This window comes from Mucilaginibacter sp. 320_HR, from assembly GCF_059691875.1.
In genome coordinates this window covers 1041415-1059743 of sequence record NZ_JCAWAI010000002.1, presented here as the reverse complement: position 1 = coordinate 1059743, position 18329 = coordinate 1041415, and the positions used below count along the sequence as shown (strand labels likewise).

General features: G+C 45.1%; 17 protein-coding genes. 6 read left to right on the top strand and 11 right to left on the bottom strand.

Features of this window, described 5'->3' with window-relative positions; all coding sequences use genetic code 11:
- Positions 1-126 precede the first annotated feature (126 nt).
- From AC59GT_RS10210 to AC59GT_RS10190, 5 genes are all read left to right on the top strand, one after another.
- Positions 127-2172: a BatA domain-containing protein gene (locus tag AC59GT_RS10210; RefSeq protein ID WP_497237549.1), complete on the top strand. Its 2046-nt coding sequence runs from the start codon at positions 127-129 to the stop codon at positions 2170-2172.
- Between the two features lie 26 nt (positions 2173-2198).
- A complete protein-coding gene (locus AC59GT_RS10205) occupies positions 2199-3461 on the top strand; it encodes a dihydroorotase (protein ID WP_497237548.1) in 1263 nt (420 codons plus the stop codon).
- A complete protein-coding gene (locus AC59GT_RS10200; RefSeq protein WP_497237547.1) occupies positions 3461-4129 on the top strand; it encodes a hypothetical protein in 669 nt (222 codons plus the stop codon). The genes AC59GT_RS10205 and AC59GT_RS10200 overlap by 1 nt, the downstream gene beginning before the upstream one ends.
- A gap of 28 nt (positions 4130-4157) precedes the next feature.
- Positions 4158-4703, top strand: coding sequence for a DUF4199 domain-containing protein (locus tag AC59GT_RS10195; RefSeq protein WP_497237546.1), 546 nt, complete (start codon positions 4158-4160; stop codon positions 4701-4703).
- A gap of 219 nt (positions 4704-4922) precedes the next feature.
- Entirely contained in the window at positions 4923-6029 is a 1107-nt protein-coding gene (locus AC59GT_RS10190; protein ID WP_497237545.1) for an acyltransferase family protein, read from the top strand.
- A 128-nt stretch (positions 6030-6157) separates the two neighbouring features.
- On the opposite strand, the gene AC59GT_RS10185 is transcribed toward AC59GT_RS10190, so the two are convergent.
- From AC59GT_RS10185 to AC59GT_RS10135, 11 genes are all read right to left on the bottom strand, one after another.
- A complete protein-coding gene (locus AC59GT_RS10185) occupies positions 6158-6499 on the bottom strand; it encodes a hypothetical protein (RefSeq protein ID WP_497237544.1) in 342 nt (113 codons plus the stop codon).
- Positions 6500-6829: 330 nt separating this feature from the next.
- On the bottom strand, positions 6830-8776 hold the full coding sequence (locus AC59GT_RS10180) for a M56 family metallopeptidase (protein ID WP_497237543.1): 1947 nt from the start codon (positions 8774-8776) through the stop codon (positions 6830-6832).
- A 12-nt stretch (positions 8777-8788) separates the two neighbouring features.
- Complete coding sequence (locus tag AC59GT_RS10175) at positions 8789-9148, bottom strand: BlaI/MecI/CopY family transcriptional regulator (protein WP_497237542.1); 360 nt, start codon at positions 9146-9148, stop codon at positions 8789-8791.
- 85 nt (positions 9149-9233) lie between these two features.
- Positions 9234-9932, bottom strand: coding sequence for a response regulator transcription factor (locus AC59GT_RS10170; RefSeq protein ID WP_497237541.1), 699 nt, complete (start codon positions 9930-9932; stop codon positions 9234-9236).
- Positions 9925-11556: a sensor histidine kinase gene (locus AC59GT_RS10165; protein ID WP_497237540.1), complete on the bottom strand. Its 1632-nt coding sequence runs from the start codon at positions 11554-11556 to the stop codon at positions 9925-9927. Before AC59GT_RS10165 ends, AC59GT_RS10170 begins: the two co-directional genes overlap by 8 nt.
- A gap of 222 nt (positions 11557-11778) precedes the next feature.
- A complete protein-coding gene (locus AC59GT_RS10160; RefSeq protein ID WP_497237539.1) occupies positions 11779-13215 on the bottom strand; it encodes a Glu/Leu/Phe/Val family dehydrogenase in 1437 nt (478 codons plus the stop codon).
- A 152-nt stretch (positions 13216-13367) separates the two neighbouring features.
- Positions 13368-13577, bottom strand: a complete 210-nt coding sequence (locus tag AC59GT_RS10155; RefSeq protein ID WP_497237538.1) for a CcmD family protein — start codon at positions 13575-13577, stop codon at positions 13368-13370.
- Between the two features lies 1 nt (position 13578).
- Entirely contained in the window at positions 13579-14280 is a 702-nt protein-coding gene (locus tag AC59GT_RS10150) for a cytochrome c biogenesis protein (protein ID WP_497237609.1), read from the bottom strand.
- A 122-nt stretch (positions 14281-14402) separates the two neighbouring features.
- Positions 14403-15881, bottom strand: coding sequence for an acetyl-CoA carboxylase biotin carboxylase subunit (gene accC, locus AC59GT_RS10145; RefSeq protein WP_497237537.1), 1479 nt, complete (start codon positions 15879-15881; stop codon positions 14403-14405).
- Positions 15882-15985: 104 nt separating this feature from the next.
- The gene (locus AC59GT_RS10140; RefSeq protein WP_497237536.1) at positions 15986-16465 is read right to left on the bottom strand and encodes an NADH-quinone oxidoreductase subunit B; all 480 of its coding nucleotides are present in this window, start codon (positions 16463-16465) and stop codon (positions 15986-15988) included.
- Positions 16455-17078 carry an NADH-quinone oxidoreductase subunit A gene (locus AC59GT_RS10135; protein WP_497237535.1) on the bottom strand — a complete coding sequence of 208 codons (624 nt, stop codon included), beginning with the start codon at positions 17076-17078 and terminating at the stop codon, positions 16455-16457. The genes AC59GT_RS10140 and AC59GT_RS10135 overlap by 11 nt, the downstream gene beginning before the upstream one ends.
- Between AC59GT_RS10135 and AC59GT_RS10130 the strand changes: the two genes are divergently transcribed.
- A complete protein-coding gene (locus AC59GT_RS10130) occupies positions 17077-18291 on the top strand; it encodes a BaiN/RdsA family NAD(P)/FAD-dependent oxidoreductase (RefSeq protein ID WP_497237534.1) in 1215 nt (404 codons plus the stop codon). The two genes, AC59GT_RS10135 and AC59GT_RS10130, sit on opposite strands and share 2 nt — an antisense overlap.
- The last annotated feature ends 38 nt before the right edge of the window (positions 18292-18329 follow it).

Genomic DNA, 18329 nt, shown 5'->3' with positions numbered 1-18329 from the left:
TTCGACATCATGAATAACAATACGTCATCGTAAAAAACACCGTTAAATACAGGTAAATAGTAATTTACAGGCGTTGCTCTTTTTCGTAGGAGCGCTTACCTCGAATATTATTTGCAAATTTGTTTGATGCACTTCCTGTACCCGGCTTTTCTTTTTGCGCTGCTTACACTTGCTATCCCGGTGTTGGTACACCTGTTTAATTTCAGGCGTTATAAAAAGGTATATTTCAGCAATGTGCAATTCCTAAAAGAAGTGCAGGAGCAGCAGGCCTCACTTAGAAACATTAAAGAGCGTTTAATACTTGCAGCCCGTATGCTGGCACTTGCTTTTTTGGTATTTGCGTTTGCGCGCCCATACATTCCGGGAGACGATGCCGTTAACGCCGGCAAACAGCAGGCAGTTAGCATTTTTGTAGATAACTCTTACTCGATGCAGACCCTTAGCCGGGAAGGCAGCTTGCTGGACGAAGCCAAACAAAAAGCCAAGCAAATAGCATCGGCATATTCCATAAACGACCGTTTCCAGCTGCTTACGCAGGATTTTGACGGAAAGCACCAGCGCATGCTGAGTCGCGATGAATTTAATGACGCGGTAGACGCTATTAAGATAAGCCCGCAAAGCCGCACATTGCAGCAGGTTACTGCCCGTATGCAGAGCCTGCTGGATATGCAACCCGGTACAGTAAAACGTGGATATATCCTGTCTGATTTTCAAAAGAACATATCTGCCGGCGACGCCAACAAGACCGATATCCCGATGAGCCTGGTGCAGCTGAAGGCGCAGGAACTACCCAATGTAGCGGTAGATTCTGTTTGGCTGGTGAATGCCATACACCGTCCCGGCGAAACCGAAAAGATGCTGGTGCGGCTGCATAACTATGCCGGCAAACCAGCAGAAAAAGTACCGCTTAAATTAACCATAAACGGTATGCAAAAAGCGCTGGGCAGCTTTACCATTGCCGCACGATCAACCCGGACAGATACCCTCAGCTTTTCGGGACTGCAGCCGGGCTGGCAAAACGGAGAGATACAGTTGCAGGATAACCCTGTGGTGTTCGACAATAATTTTTACTTGAGTTTTAATGTGAGCAGCAGGCAGGCGGTGTTACTGGTAGATGGCGGCACGCCAAACAAGTACCTGAATGCCGTATTCAGTGCCGACCCGTTCTTTGCTGTAAAACGCGCGCAGGACGGGAATGTCGAATACGCTTCGTTAAATACATACCATTTGATTGTCCTAAGCGATATCAAAAGTGTCTCCGCAGGTCTAGCCCAGCAGTTGAAAATTTATGTATCTAAAGGCGGTACGCTGATGGTGTTCCCCGCGGCAGATGCTGATGTGAATAGTTACCGCTCGTTACTGCAGCCTTTGGGCACGGCTTATCCCGAAAAACTGGTAACTACCAACGCTACGGTTGGCTCGCTAAACCTGCAAAGCCCGGTGTTCAAAAACACTTTCGAAGCTGTCCCACAAAATCCAGACTTGCCTGCTGTAAAGAAATACTACTCGCTTACCGGCGGTACCGGCAGTGCCGAAAGCCTGATGAAGCTGCAAACCGGGGATGCTTTCTGGTCGGGCTATGCGCATGGCAGGGGCATGGTGTATGTAGCTGCAGTTCCGCTGAACGAGGAATACAGTAACCTGCCGGTACACCCTCTGTTTGTGCCTGTGATGTTCCGTATAGCTATTCTCGGCGGGCATGATCAGCCTTTGTTCTACACGCTCGGCAACAATCAGCCAATCGAAACCGTTCCTCTGCAATCAACCGAGAAGCAACAGGTAAAAGTGGTTAAAGGCAACCAGACCATAATACCAGAGGTACGGCAGCAGGAGGGGAGCACAACCTTATATCTGCCCGATCAGCTAAACAGCACCGGCTTGTACCTGCTTAAAAAACAGGATAGTACAGCAGCCGTGCTGGCCTTTAACGATAATCGCCGAGAAAGCGACCTGAGTTATTTGTCCGCGAGCGACCTGGAGAAGGTTTTTGGCCGTAAAGCAACTTTGCTGCAGGGCGAAAAGTTAAATGTGAACAATATTAATACCGCGAAAAATTCAGGACTGCAATTATGGAAACTTTGTATAATTTTGGCTTTGATATTTTTGGCCGCTGAAACATTGCTTATCAGGTTCTATAAAACCAACAAAAGCTACGCACAGCAGCCGGGATAACATTAAACCCACCACAAGCAGCGCTAATGAACTTGCTTATCAAATCTGCCACCGTTGTACATCCCGCATCGCCTTTTCATAACCAGGTTACCGATATTTTAATCGTAAACGGCACCATCAGCGAAATTGGTGACATTGATGAGAGTGATAACACCGAGGTTATCGACGGTATTGGTAAATACCTGTCGCCCGGTTTTTTTGACCTCAACTGCAATGTTGGCGAATTGGGCCTTGAAACGAAGGAAGACCTGCAAACCGGTACAGCAGCAGCTGCTGCCGGAGGCTTCACAGGCATCGCATTAATGCCTAACAGTCACCCGCCGGTACATTCCAAAGCTGAAGTAGAGTACCTGCGGAACCGCGCTTTAAACAACCTGGTAGATATTTATCCCTTAGGAACTATATCGCACAAACGGGAAGGGAAAGATCTGTCGGAAATGTACGACATGTTCAAAAGCGGGGCTAAGGCTTTTACTGACGGCGACCGGCCGGTACAGGATGCAGGACTGATGGAGCGCGCATTACTGTATGTACAGGGTTTTGGTGCTAAAGTGATTTCATATCCCGAAGATGGTTTTATTGCCGGCAAGGCAAAGATGAATGAGGGCGTGGTAAGCACCATGCTGGGCATGAAGGGTATTCCTTCTCTGGCCGAGGAACTGATGATTGCCCGCGACATTTATTTAGCCGAAGATTCGGGTACGGCTATCCACTTTACCACTATATCTACTGCCCGTTCGGTAGAGTTAATAAGAGAAGCCAAAAAACGCGGACTAAGCGTGACCTGCGATGTTGCCGCGCACAATATTGTACTTACAGATGAAGCCCTAACCGGCTTTGACAGCCTTTACAAAGTAAAACCACCTTTGCGTACGCAAAATGATGTAGACGCGCTGATAGCCGGTTTAAAGGATGGCACTATTGATGCCATTGTTACCCAGCACACCCCTCACGAAATTGAATACAAGGATGTGGAATTTGAAGTGGCCGAGTATGGCATCATTGGCTTGCAAACGGCATTTTCACTTGCGGTTGGAGCGGGCTTACCGATAGATGTTATCGTGGAGAAGCTGGCTGTTAACCCACGCCGGTTGTTAAACGTTGAGGTACCCGCTATTGAAGAGGGCGCTCCAGCCAATCTGGTACTTACAGACCCTAATGCAGAATGGGCGTATACACGAGAGCTCAACCGTTCCAAGAGCTATAACTCGCCGTTCATCGGTCAGAACTTAAAAGGAAAAGTTTTGTTAACCTGTAATAATAATCAACTCTTTAAATCTAACCAATAATGACTGACCCAAAAGTAAGTTCGGCTATTACAGGCGCGCTGCAGGCTTTTACTGCCTACAATGGCTATGATACCACCACGCTAAAAACCGAATTAGAAAAGGTTTTTAGTTCTGACGCTACCTTCATGAGCAAGGTTGACGACCTTGACAAAATATTCGACGATACCCCAAAGGCAGGAGAACTCCGCGAAGTGTTCTTTGACCTGCTGTTGGTAAACTTCTTTAGCGAAGATGTTAAAAAGCTGGAAGACGATTACCTGGAAACTCCTGAATGGGAGAAGATAGAAGAACAAACCCTTGACCGTGGTACTGAACTGCTGAACCTGCTGCTGTACCTTAATGAATGTGAAGACGAAGACATTGAGCCGGAACTGGAAGACTACCTTAAAGAGTTCCTGTTAGTAGACGAGGATGAATTTCAGGACGAGCACCGCATTTATGAACCGGTTATTGCCAACCAGGTATTAATTGAAAGCCCCCTTGCTGAAGTAAAAAAGGTTGCCGGTACACTGCCCGAAGATTCGGAAGTAAAAGAGTTGTTCTACCCGATGATCGCTTTTTTCCAGAACACTGATCCTGAAGATGCCGAAAAGAAAGAAGTTGCTGAAAATGCTGTAAATGCTCCGTTTGATATGGCTGTGTTGGAAATATTACTTAGCTTTAAATAAAATTAAATAAACCTTATCCCCACAAAAAATGGAAAATGTTGCCGCTAACCCAACCAAGGTAGCTACTAAATGGACCTTATTCTATGTACTGGTATCTATCGTGCTTACTTACACGTTCGAATTCCTGAACATAGCCCCGGAGTCACCGCTTAAGTACATCAGCTATATACCTTTTATAGCGTTTTTGTTTTTGGCTCAAAAGGAGTTTAAAGATCAGTTAGGCGGTTACATTACCTTTGGGCAGGCGTTTACAACGGGTTTTAGATATTCTTTGTTCTCAGGGTTATTGCTAGCGATATTTGTTTATTTATACCTAGCGGTTTTGAGTCCCGGTATGCTGGCGCATTCGCTGGAACAGCAACAGCAGGTTATGGCAGATAAAGGCATGAGCCAAGATCAAATAGACAAAGCTTTGGAGATCGGCAAAAAATGGGGTCCGTTGTTCGGCATGATCGCTACAGCGCTTGGTTCGCTTATTTTCGGCTGTATCATTTCCCTAATAGGAGCAGCAATATTCAAAAAAGAACGTTCGATTTACGACGTACAGGATAGCAATCCCGACGCAACGGTGTAAATATAGTGGACATTGTCCATAGCAAAAAAAATTTCAAAAGACCCGATAACTTCCGAGTTACCGGGTCTTTTATTGATGTATAATGTTATAGTTTGAATTAAACCTATTGACTATCTTAATACTACAAGTTATTAATATCAGTTTTACCGCTCAGGCGCGGCTAATAAACAGTTTTTTATAATTTGCGGCGGTGATCTATCCCAATTATTCAACTTTTTGATGAACAATCATGAACTGGCCAGTAAGCCGCACTATACTATATTAGATGGTTTACGCGGTATTGCTGCCATTATAGTAGTAACATTTCACCTGACTGAGCCGTTAGGAAACGGGCACCTCGATATACTGGTAAACCACGGTTACCTGGCTGTCGACTTTTTCTTCTTATTATCAGGTTTTGTAATGGGCTATGCCTATGACGATCGCTGGAATAAAATGACGATCACCGGCTTTTTCAGGCATCGGGTAGAACGCCTGCAGCCCATGGTAGTGTTGGGAATGACACTCGGTGCAATTGGGTTCTACTTTACAGACTCTACACTTTGGCCACTCATTCATACCATTCCGGTGTGGAAGATGTTGCTGGTAATGCTAATTGGGTATACTATCCTGCCGGTACCGTTGTCGCTTGACATACGTGGCTGGGAAGAAATGCACCCTTTAAACAGCGTAGGATGGTCGTTGTTCTTCGAGTACATAGCCAACATTCTTTATGCCATCTGGATCAAAAAATTTTCCAAAGTAGTATTAGGTGTGCTGGTTGCCATTGCAGCCATTGCACTGGCTCACCTCGCAATTACAAACGGGGATGTTAGCGGCGGCTGGACGCTGAATGTAGAACAGGTGCGTATTGGGTTTACACGTACAATGTACCCTTTCTTTGCCGGATTATTGCTTTTCCGAGTGGCTAAGCCTATCCAAATCAAAAATGCATTTTTATGGTGCAGCTTGTTAATAGCCGTTGTGCTTTACATGCCTCGTATAGGTGGCGCCACGCATCTTTGGATGAATGGTATATATGAATCTGTTTGCATCATAATAATATTCCCTTTAATAGTATACATAGGTGCTGGCGGTGTGATGCACACCGAGGGGGAGAGCAGAACATGCAAATTCCTGGGAGATATATCTTACCCGCTTTACATGGTACATTACCCGCTGGTTTATTTTTATGTAGCCTGGATCAGCAACCATAAAGGTACAACCATTGTGCAGGCGTGGCCCTATGCCTTGCTTATTTTAGTCGGCGCGATTTGTTTAGCATACGCCGCATTGAAATGGTATGATGAGCCTGTTCGAAGATGGTTGCGGAAAAAGCTTGCCTGATGTAAAAGGATAGGCAATCGTCGCTTGGTTGGCCAGAAATATAAAGATGGTAGAGTTTTTTATTTACTAAAAAGAGCCCCGGTTTACCGGGGCTCTTTTAATATATTTTAGAAAGGATAACGGCGCCGTTATTCCATGCACTCAATAGCAGTTGTAACTGCCTTAAATACTTTATTATCTACAGCGGTATCGCCAAGGGCAACTGTCCACTCATTATTCTCGCGTTGAAGCCAGTACATGCAATTTTCAGTCTCACCTATACATGGCAACACCACTTTGTACATGGGCTCTTTATTAGCATAAATCACTTTCATTACTTTAGTGCGGTATGCTTTCTTAAGATAGCTGAACGAAATAGTAAATATTTTTGATGACGCAGTGCCGGTGCTTGTTTTTTCGGCCTGGCCTTTATTTACTGTAACAACTTTAAGCTGTACGTCTGCGGTTTGTTGATGGGCTACAATTGACATATTCGTATTAGTAATTAGTTATGCTTATTAACTAATAATCAAAATCCCTGCCAAGTAGGTGTTTTATCGTGATGAATCTCGTATTAACGTAGTTAATTATTTAAATGTTAAACCAAGTAAAAGTAAATACTTGAAAACCAACTTATTCAAGGAGTTTTTTTGCCAAGTTGCTAATAGATCGTTTTGCAACCAGGATATTACCTGAATCCTAAAATGGTTAGAAGTTTTCTTAACTGAATAATTTAACATACAATCAGCATCAAAAATAAAACAGAGAAGCCGGGCAAAATCGCTTCGCCCGGCTTAACATTTATTAACTATAACTGGTGCTTATTTTTTGCTGCCTTTTTTTGTATAAATGTAAACCACACCATATTTCGCCTTTTCACCGTACTTTTTTACAGTATCAGCATCAGACGATACGTTCATCCTGTCAATGTCGAAAGCAGTAAGTTTTTTTAGATCGTTCTCAGACGCTTCCTTGCCATCAATTACAATAAGCTTATCGGATATACGGTTAACGCTTCCTGTTGTAAACGTAAGGCTACGGTTAATGCTTCTTACCTCTGCTAAATCTGCTCTTGGCCTTGTAGTGTAAACTTTTACGGCAGCTGGTGCACCTACCGAAGAATACGTCAAAGCTTTTGACGGCTTACCACTAACCACTACTTCTTTGTACACTAGGTTATCACCGGTTGATGCAAGTGCTCCTTTTTTGCTGCCATAACCTCTAACGATAACGTCACCCGGCTCTTTGCTGCTCCTGTAAACTGTTGAAGCTAACGGAGATAGGGAGCCAGTAATAGTTACGAAAGTATCGGCCGGAATTTGTTTAAAGTCTTGAGTAAGTATATCGCCATTTCTGTTCACCGTAATATGGGTAATCTGGCGCTTTGTGCCGAGCAGATCAGTAATCTTTTTACCTTCCGGCGAGTCTTTTGTCGTTACGAAGAGAACTTTTCCTTCATCTTTTAACCCTAAAGATGGGTAGTCGTTAAGCATGCGTTTAGCAGAAGCTGCATCTGTAATGTTTATAGAAATGATCTTTTCCGGGTCTGTTTTGTTGAACTCGGCAGCACTTATTTTTTTTCCGTTAAGAATGTAAGTAAGTGTGTCACCTTTTTTCAAAAGGGTTGTAGCAAAGAAAAGAGATTTGGAATTGGTATCTGCCCTTCCTAACTGCAGGTTTACCGGGCTTGCTAATGCTGGCAGCAGATCATCTCTTTTACTGGCAATAAGTACACCTACAGCGTTTTTATTCGTGTTTGTAGGTGCAATTTTATTTGAAGTGTTTGTGGCCTTATCAAACGTTACACCCGCCACCAGTTCCTGCGGAATAACTTCTTTTATATCAGCTTTTAGCTTGTAAGTTATGTCTTTAACTGCTTTACGGCTTGTTTTTACAATAGCAGCTTTTGAAAAGCTGAATACCATTAAAAGCGCTATGGCCGGAAGTATGAATGCATAACGGGTGAGGTTTACCTTCGAAGATCTTTTAGTGTTCATCATAATTATACGTTTTTTGATGGTTGATATATTAAAGTGGTTTACAATCCCCGGGGTAGTTGTGTTAAAGCTCACATTTACCAGGCTGTACTGGTACGCTCTGGTATCAACGCCTTTGTTCAGGATCTTGCGGTCGGTAATAAACTCGATGTTTTCGCGAACGGCTTTTTTCATCAGCCATACACCAGGATTAAACCAGTAGAAGATGCTGCTGAGCTCCGCCAGCAAAATATCCAGCGTGTGCCAGCCATTCACATGCACCTGCTCATGTAAGAGGATGGATTTGAGGTCTGCCGGGGTATGATTAGCAGGGTTTACATATATACTTCGCCAGAATGAAAACGGGGCTGCATCGCCGCTCATTAAACGTACCTCGTGGTTCATTATATTTGCAGCGTGTGAATTGCGGTGCAATTTTATCAATGATACCAGCTGCACGGCAAACCGCACTGTAAGCAATGCTACGCCTGTCCAAAACAGCAGAGTGGCCCATTGCCAGTAATCGGGATGGGCGAGAGGTGTAATTAGTTTGGCCGCGGGCGCCTGCCATTTCAGAATGATGGTTTGTACCGGCACGGCAATATTCTCGTGCCGTTCTGCAAATGCAGTAAGGTCTATTTTAGGGTAAATGGTAGCAAACGCAATAGCGGTAATCAGATAAGCCCGGTTAAGTGTGTAGAACGTAAGGTGCCTAAGCACCAGGTAATAACCTGCGCAAAATACAAGCAATGCTACGTTTACTTTAAATAAAAAGATAAATAAGGCTGGCATAGTGGGTATTAGTTAAGGTTTTTCAATCAGTTTGATGATCTCTTTCAGGTCAGTAGCGCTTATCTTTTTCTCATTGGCAAAAAAGGTTACCAGGTCTTTATAAGAGTTTTTAAAGTAATCGCTCACAAAGCCGCTCATGAACCTTTTTTTGTATTCCTCCTCCTTAATGGCAGGGGTGTACCGGTAAGAGTTGCCGAACTTTTCGCTGATTAAAAAACCTTTGTTCTCCAGGTTTTTTATGGTGGATGCAAGGGTGGTGTAAGGCGGCTTAGGTTCGCCAAATTTATCAAGGTACTCCCTTATAAAACCCGATCCTGCCTGCCAAACAACCTGCATTGCTTCCTCTTCCTGTTGTGATAATTTTTCCATCATACTACGACTATTTCGTAAATCTACGACTGTTTCGTAAATATCCAAATTATTTAACGGTTTTTAACTAAATTTCTCGGAGAATAAGTTACCAAACCAACTTATATCCTACACCTCGGATGTTTATGATCTGGATATCAGGGTCCACCTGCAGGTGCCGGCGCAGCTTGGTAATGAAAACATCCAGGCTGCGGGCGTTAAAAAAGCTATTGTCACCCCATATTTCGTTCAGCAATTTAGAGCGGGGGATAACCTGGTGCTGCTCTTTACAAAGCAAGGCCAGTATATCACTTTCTCTGGCGGTAAGCTGCCACGTGCTGATACCCAACTGCAGGCTGTTGCGGGCAGGGTTAAAGCTGATGTTGCCTAATTGATAGCGTTGGCTTACTGGTTTCAATGCAGGAGTGGGCTTAAGCAGCCGGCCTTCGCTTAGCAATACTCTTATTCGTACAATGAGTTCTTCTACACTAAAAGGCTTTTTCAAATAATCATTTGCGCCTAGTTCAAAACCGGCTACCACGTTTTTTGGCTGAGAACGTGCGGTAAGGAAGATAATGGGTGTGCGTTTGTCCGTTTCGCGGATCCGGCGGGCCACTTCAAATCCGTCTATCCTGGGCATCATTACATCAAGCGCCAAAATATCGGGAGCAGACTCCCGATATTTTTGTAGCGCCTGCTCCCCGTTGCCGCACAGTGTTACGGCAAAACCAGAATGCTCGAGGCTTTCGCGGACAATGTGCGCCAACGATAGTTCGTCCTCAGCAAGCAGTACCCGTATCTTATCCATGTTTGAGGGGGATGGTAACTGTGAACTGGCTGCCCTTGTTTACTTCGCTTTGTACGCTGATGTGGCCGCCATGTGCTTCAACTATATATTTTACATAGCTCAGTCCTAATCCTGTGCCTTTAACGTTATGTACACTGCCTGACAGCACACGATGAAACTTATCAAATATACGGTTCAGGTGGCCTGCGGGTATACCGCTGCCGTTGTCACGCACGGTAAAAACGGCGTAAGTACCTTCTTTTTTCAAACTGATGCTGATGATGACAGGTTCTGTAGAGTATTTAATTGCATTATCTATTAAATTAAATATTACATTCCTGAAATGCACCCGGTCGGCGGGTATTTCCTTTATGCTGTCTGCATTGGTGTAACTGATCTCTATCTGCTTATCTGTTTTTTGCTTCTCTTCTTCAATCAGTTGCGATATCAGCTCATCTACAGCAATAAACTCTTTGTTTATGGTAATCTGTTTGTTTTCAAAGGCAGCCACGTTAAGCACTTTGCTTACGAGCTGGTCCAGCCGTTGCAGTTCGTTACGTGAGGTTTGCAGATATCGCCGAGTTTTTTCGGCATCATTCAGGCCGTCAAACTTCTGCAAACCTTCAAGGGCAACGGTGATGGTTGCAATAGGCGTTTTTAGTTCATGGGTCATGTTGTTAACAAAGTCGTCCTTTAGTTCGGCCAGTTTACGTTGTTGAATAAGCGTGCGGATTATGTATGACAGACAAACAATAGTAAAAATAATAATTATACCTGATGCTCCCAGCGCCAGTATCATCTCTTTTAGCAGGCCTACCTGTGCACGGTCGAACACGGCGCGTACGAACAGCTGTCCCTTATCCGTGTGCTGCAGGAACAGAAAGCCATGGTATTTATAAGTGAACTCGTCAGTTTCGCTGTAGCGTAGCTGTTTTACATGATGAGGGTCAAAGTCGTCAGCAGGAATAGTTATATCGGAAAACTTGAGGCTGAAATCTGCATAGCGGTGCATCTTATGTAGCTCTTTGTCGTAATAGTGATAAAGTCTTATACTGTCTGCTTTGCGATAGTTAGCCGGCATAGCAAAGGTACCGCTTTGGATTATCTTGTTATGTGCCATAACGCTGTCCCGGGGTTCGTTGGTGTGTGCCTGTAAAAAAGCACTCGGTTCGCCCTGGTGTGACATAATATCCTCCATGCTCATTATTAATTGTATGTCGTCCATCAACGCGGGTACATAAAAAGACATTTCGGTAATTAACTCCGGTATGGTAGCCTGATGTGCTATCTTATTACGATACCAGTCGAACGTTGGTATAGTAGTTTGGAAAGGTTGCCCCATACCAGTATACGGGTTGGATATTGTGATAGCTAAAGGTGTATGAACAGTATCTTGAGTGCGGATAGTGTCGAGTTTTATTTTTGTGCCCGTATCGGAAAGTCGCTTTACCATTATCACCCGTATTGAATCGAAATAATCTTTTTTGCAGCTGTCCAGCGCACGCTGCATGGCAAGGTTAATGTCGCCATCAAATTTCTCTTTATTGAGTTTATACGCGCTAAAACTCCAGTAGGCTTGCAGCGCTATTATGCCGATAAGTAATAAGGTTGTTAAGAACAGAACAAAGGTTAGTTTCTTTTTCATTTTATAGTTGCTTAAGGTAAAGGTAATTCCCTCAAAAGCAACCAGGGCTGTTCGTTAACATACGTTAACATTAAATAAGGAATGTTAAGGAGATATAGTCTGAATAGACTTTAGAAGAAATTTTTACTAAAATTTACTACAGCTTTAAACAAGAAAAGCGCCCGTAGGCGCTTTCTTTATTCTGATAAAAATTATCGTTAGTTTCCGATTTTCACCACGCGATCACGGCCATACACCAAGGTTCATGTAGGATACCGCTATTTTGTTGATAGCGCCCACCATGGCTGCATTACGCAGGGTCTCTACCTTAGGGTTGTTTTTGTATATCTCGCGGATCTCATGGTAAGAGCGGATCATGGTGTCTTCTAAACCCGAATTTACCAGCTCCAGTTCCGACGCACCTTTAATAATGGTAGATCGTTGGATAGGGGTAAGGGCAACACCAGTGATGCCTTCTACCATGTTCACCAGGTTAAGGTTAGAATTCTCTTCAAAGCGGCGGTTAATACGGCCAAATGCAACGTGCGAAAGGTTTTTTAACCATTCGAAATAAGAAACTGTAACACCACCTGCGTTGGCATACATATCCGGGATGATCATGCCACCGTTTTGATAAAATATGGCTTCTGCCTCAGGCGAAGTTGGCCCGTTAGCACCTTCAGCAATAATTTTTGCTTTAATGTTACGGATGTTCTCGACAGTTATCTGGTTTTCCAGCGCGGCAGGTACTAATATATCGCAAGGCTGTTCCAGGCCGTCCATAGTATTTTTAAATTCCTGTTTAGTGCCTGCATATCCTAAAACAGAGCCGGTAGTCTTACGGTGCTGGAACACTGCTTCAACATCCAGACCGTCTTCGTTATAAACAGCTCCCTCGAACTCGCAAATACCAACTATCAACGCGCCAAATTCTGAAAGAAATTTAGCCGAGTAGTAGCCCACATTACCAAGTCCCTGTACAATAACTTTCTTTCCACTAAGCCCACTGGTCAGGCCTATCTTCTGCATGTCTTCGGCTACGCCAACGCATTCGCGTACAGCAATTGCCACACCACGGCCGGTAGCTTCGCGTCGTCCCGCGATACCGTGCAGGGCTATTGGCTTACCTGTAACGGCACCAAGCGCATCCAGCTGGCCTGGGTTCATGGTCGCGTAGGTATCGGCAATCCAGCTCATTTCACGCTCGCCCGAACCATAATCAGGTGCAGGTACGTCTATGCTAGGGCCAATAAAGTTTTTCTTGATCAACTCTACGGTATAACGGCGGGTAATGTTTTCCAGTTCGCCAACAGTATAGTTCTTTGGATTTATTTTGATGCCGCCTTTAGCACCGCCAAACGGTACGTTAACAATAGCACACTTATAGGTCATGAGCGCGGCAAGGGCCATTACTTCATCCTCGTTAACCATTTCGCTGTAGCGGATACCGCCCTTTGTTGGCGACTGGTGATGAGAATGTTCTACGCGCCAGGCGTCTATTACTTCAAAGCCATTGCCTTTACGTATAGGGAAACGGAAACGGTAAACGCTATTACATGATTTGATCTGATCGAGCAAACCGGAATCGTGCTTGGTAAATTGTGCTGCATGATCAAAGTTTTTACACACATCACCAAAGAAGTGTGTATCCTGATTTGCAGTAGGATTGTTAATGTTCATAATTTAGTATTGGGTAAATAATTATATCCTCAAAAAAGTGCTCAAAGTTGATGCTTTTTTTGCCAATAATGCAAATTTTAAGGAGTAGAAATCTGTTTAAAGTGTAAAGTTGGACAAGTACGTGGTTTAAACAGATAAAAAGGGGTATTGGTTTAATCTTCCTTCTCTATTTTTGTCAGGCGGCGGTCAATGCTGAACAGGTAAATGGCCAGCCCTACAAACACAATGGCTATGGTGGTTACCACAACATATATTTTACCCGAGCCGCGCAGCACATCGGCCATCTCAACATTGTGCGCGGCCTGGGCGTAAACGCCGCTAAAGCAAAGCAGCATAATGGCTAAAACAACAAGCTTCTTCATGTTAATCTATGGTGTTCTTTTTGTATTCTATTAAACGGATGCGGTAACGTATAGTTGCTATCCACAGGCTAAGCAGGCTCCAGCCAATAAAAGCCGGATAAAGTACAACGCGCATCTGGCTGTCCAGGTCGTACTTGTTAAAGCCGGGGTTGCCTCCGCTGCCGCCAGGATGCAGAGAGTCGGTCATGCGTGGCAGCACAAACAACAACACAATCATGATAGGGAAGGCGAAGATGTTGTAAATGGCTGATATCTTAGCGCGCTTTTGCTCCTCATCTATAGAGTTGCGCAGCACCAAGTAGGCACAGTATAGTAAAAAAGCAATGGCTGCGCTGTTTTGCTTAGGGTCGTTGCTCCAAAACTCGCCCCAGGTATACTTGGCCCAAAGCATGCCGGTAAGCAGGCCCAGCCCGTAAAAGATCATGCCTGTGTTTACGCACTCTACAGCAGCAAGATCATGCTCTTCTTTCCCGGTTCGCAGGTATAGTATGCTAAAGAATACCGATATCACAAATACCGTTAGCATAGCCATCCACATAGGTACGTGGAAGTAAAGGTTACGAATGGTCTCGTGCAAAATGTCCAGCCGCGGCACCCTTAAAAGAAGTCCGGCAATAAGCGTATAAAATACCAGCACAACGGCCAGTACCTTCCACCAGGTTTGGTATATAAACTTCATGTTACAGTGCCGCAAAGGTAGCAATAACTTTATTGTTGGCAGGCGGCAACGCAATTATTGCTATTGTTTTAGCCTGGCTTTTTTTCTGTTGTAATTATTGCCGGTTTTTATAAAAAAGCTTAAGAAGTTAGCAGACAAACCGCCGCTTAATTTCTCCTGTTCTTTACCCAGTTAGATGATTGAACTTCGATAGAATGAGCGGTATTGGTTGCAAGAGCCTGCATAAGTTTGTCCATCACCAAGGCCGCTATTAAAGCTTCCTCTTCGTTGTCATCCTGCAGCAGTTCGGGGGTAAAATGCTTTTCAATAAAATGTGTGTCGAAATTCCCGCTGGTAAATGCCTCATGCTGCATTACAAATTTGCCAAAAGCAAGAGTAGTAGGTATGCCGGTGATGCGGTATTCGTCAATAGCGCGAATCATGCGTGAAATGGCTTCTTCGCGGTCTTTCCCGTAGGTGATTAGCTTCGCTATCATCGGGTCATAGTAAATTGGTATTTCCATGCCCTGCTCATAGCAGTCGTCTACACGTATGCCAAGACTCTTTGGTGTTTCATATACCTGTAGTGTGCCCGTGCCCGGCAAAAAGTTATTGGAGGGGTCTTCGGCGTAAACACGCAACTCCATGGCATGGCCGCTTATCTTAAGGTCCTCCTGGGTAAAGCTTAATGCTTCGCCGCGTGCTACTTTAATTTGTTCTTTTACCAGATCAATGCCGGTTATCAGTTCTGTAACGGGGTGCTCTACCTGAAGCCGTGTATTCATCTCCAGGAAATAAAAGTTGAGCTGCTCATCCATGATAAACTCCACGGTACCGGCACCAGTGTAGTTTACAGACCGTGCGACATTCACCGCGCACCTCCCCATTTCTTCGCGAATGGCAGGGGTGAGGATGGCCGACGGCGCTTCTTCCACCACCTTTTGATGGCGGCGCTGCACCGAGCAGTCCCGCTCAAATAGGTAAACAATATTGCCGTGGGTGTCGCCCATTACCTGTATCTCTATGTGTCGTGGGGAGGAAACGTATCGTTCTATAAATACCGACCCATCACCAAAGGCCGAAGTAGCTTCGGACACGGCAAGGTTCATCTGCTCTTCAAAAACATCTGCATTGTTCACTATGCGCATGCCCTTGCCACCGCCGCCTGCCGCAGCTTTAATTAATATGGGAAAGCCAACTTCTGTTGCGCGCTTTTTGGCTTCAGCAATATCGGTTATGGCCTCTTCGGTACCGGGCACCATTGGTATGTTATACTTTAAGGCTGCTGCTTTGGCAGATAGCTTATTACCCATTACCTCCATCGCTTCCGGAGAAGGGCCTATAAGTATCAATCCTGCATCTCTTACTGCGCGCGCAAATGCAGCGTTCTCGCTTAAAAAACCGTAACCAGGGTGTATAGCTTCCGCGCTGGTAGCTTTACAGGCAGCAATTATTTTTTCGCCAACTAGGTAAGATTGGTTAGACGGCGCTTCGCCAATGTAAACCGCTTCGTCTGCATAGCGTACATGCAGGGCGTTGCGGTCAGCAGCAGAATACACTGCCACCGTTTTTATACCCATTTCGCGCGCAGAGCGCATTACCCTCAGGGCTATCTCACCGCGATTAGCAACCAGAATTTTTTGCATAGAAACAAATGTAATTATTCTGGCGAAAGGGCGAAATTACATGAGGACGGAATTATGTGATTTCCGTAACAGGAGTGAAAACATCAAAGAAAAAGCAGCGATCACTATCCTACCAGGCTTTCTGTCTCTATTTTCTTTTGTAACTCCAATATAGCACCAATAAGTGCTTCGGGGCGGGGCGGGCAGCCTTGTACATAAACATCTACAGGTATCACGCGGTCTACACCTTTTACCACATGATAACCGTGTTGCCAATACGGGCCGCCGCAGTTAGAACATGACCCCATAGAGATAACGTATTTGGGGTCGGGCATTTGCTCGTACAAGCGTTTGATGCGTTCGGCCATTTTGAAGGTAACCGTACCCGATATAATGATCACATCCGATTGGCGTGCAGAAGGGCGGGGGAACACGCCAAAGCGGTCCAGGTCATAGGTAGACGCCATACTGCCCATCATTTCTATAGCGCAGCAAGCAATGCCAAAGCTAAGCGGCCACAGCGATGAGAGCCTTGCCCAATTAAGCAGGTCGTTCATTTTGGTGACCACAATGCCACCGCTTTCATTAGTCAGATCAGGCGTCATTACCGGGTTTTTTAAAGTTGGGTTTAAACATTGGTTTGCGCGCAGGTGCATCTCCTGTAGCTGCAGCAGCATGCCTGTCAACAGCAGTAGTAACGACAATTTCTGCAATATCTGCAGCAAATGTGCGGAGCTTGTAACTGCTTTGCTCCATGTTAAGTTTTTCGTATAAAGATACGGGTATGTTGGTGTCCGTCCTGGGGATGGCCTGGGTTGGTTTGATCCAGTCCAGGTCGCCTTTCACCCAAACATAAGCCAGGCCAAGTATCAGTATACCCAGGAACACAAACATTTCTATAAGGGATACCCATCCCCAGCGTGAGTCAGCTGCAATGATTTGTTTATCGGCAAAAACAGTAGCCCAAGGGAAAACGAACACCATCTCCACATCAAACAACAGGAACACCAGGGCCACTACATAAAAGCGGGAGTTGAAGGGTATCCATGCATCGCCAACGGGGTCTTCGCCGCATTCGTAGGAGGTAAGTTTCTCGGTATTGGGGTTGCGCGGAGCCAAAAGGCGGTTCACAAAAAACAGCAGGCCTATGAAAATAGCGCCCGTAATTAAAAAGATCAAAGTCTTTCCAAATTCTGATATTTGCGAAACATCATTCATGACGGCAAATTTAACAAAACAAACCCACTTTGATGCGATAATTATAGGCGCCGGTGCCTGCGGACTCATGTGCGCAGTACAGGCCGGCTTTTTAGGCAAAAGTGTTTTGATACTGGAAAAGAACGACCGCGCGGGCGCTAAGATCCTCATCAGCGGGGGCGGGCGGTGCAACTATACCAACCTGCATACCTCTTACAAACAATTCCTCTCGCAAAACGGGCACTTTTGCCGGTCGGCACTGGCGCAATGGACGGTGGATGATTCGATAAGTTTTTTTGAGGCTTACGGAATTGAAGGTAAAGAGAAAACACTGGGGCAACTGTTCCCGGTAAGTAATAAGGCCAGAGATGTTGTAAATGTATTTACTTCCCTTTGCGCCGATCTTGGCCAGGAGATATGGTACAATACAGAGGTAGTCAAACTGGAGCAGCAGGATGGAGGCTTTAGCATTAGCTATAAACAATACAATACCGAGGAGAAGATTTTTGCGGCCAAAGTGGTAGTTGCGTCGGGCGGCTTACCTATACAGAAGTTGGGTGCTACGGACCTGGGAATGCGTGTTGCGCGTGGTTTCGGAATGAAAGTTACTGCTACGTCACCCGCACTGGTACCGCTTACCATTACGGGTAAAGATCAACCATGGTATGAAAAGCTGTCTGGCAATAGTATATTTAGCCGTGTATGGAACGACCATGCCAGCTTTGAGGAAAATATACTTTTCACCCACTGGGGATTGAGCGGGCCTGCAATACTGCAGATATCCTCTTACTGGAAACCAGGCGAATCTATTTTTATAGACCTGCTGCCCGGCCAAAGCATTGCAGAACTGATTGCTGCGGAACGCGTACAGAATGGTAAAAAAATGCTGTTGGCGTACCTCTCAGGGCTGTTTACGCGCAAATTTGCCGAAGCACTCAGCGATTATTTGCCCGCAGAAAAGAACCTGGCTTCCCTCACCAACGCCGAACTGGATGCCCTGCAAACTCTGATACACGAGTTTAAAGTTAAGCCGGCCGGCACCAAAGGTTACGACAAAGCCGAAGTAATGACGGGCGGCGTAGATACCGACGAGCTATCCTCCAAAACCCTCGAAAGCAAAAAAGTACCGGGCTTATTCTTTGGTGGTGAGTGCGTTGATGTTACCGGATGGTTGGGTGGTTACAATTTCCAGTGGGCATGGGCCAGCGGCTTCGTTATAGCGCAGAACTTGTAAGCGTCCTTACTAAAGACTTTGTCAATCAGGCATTATAT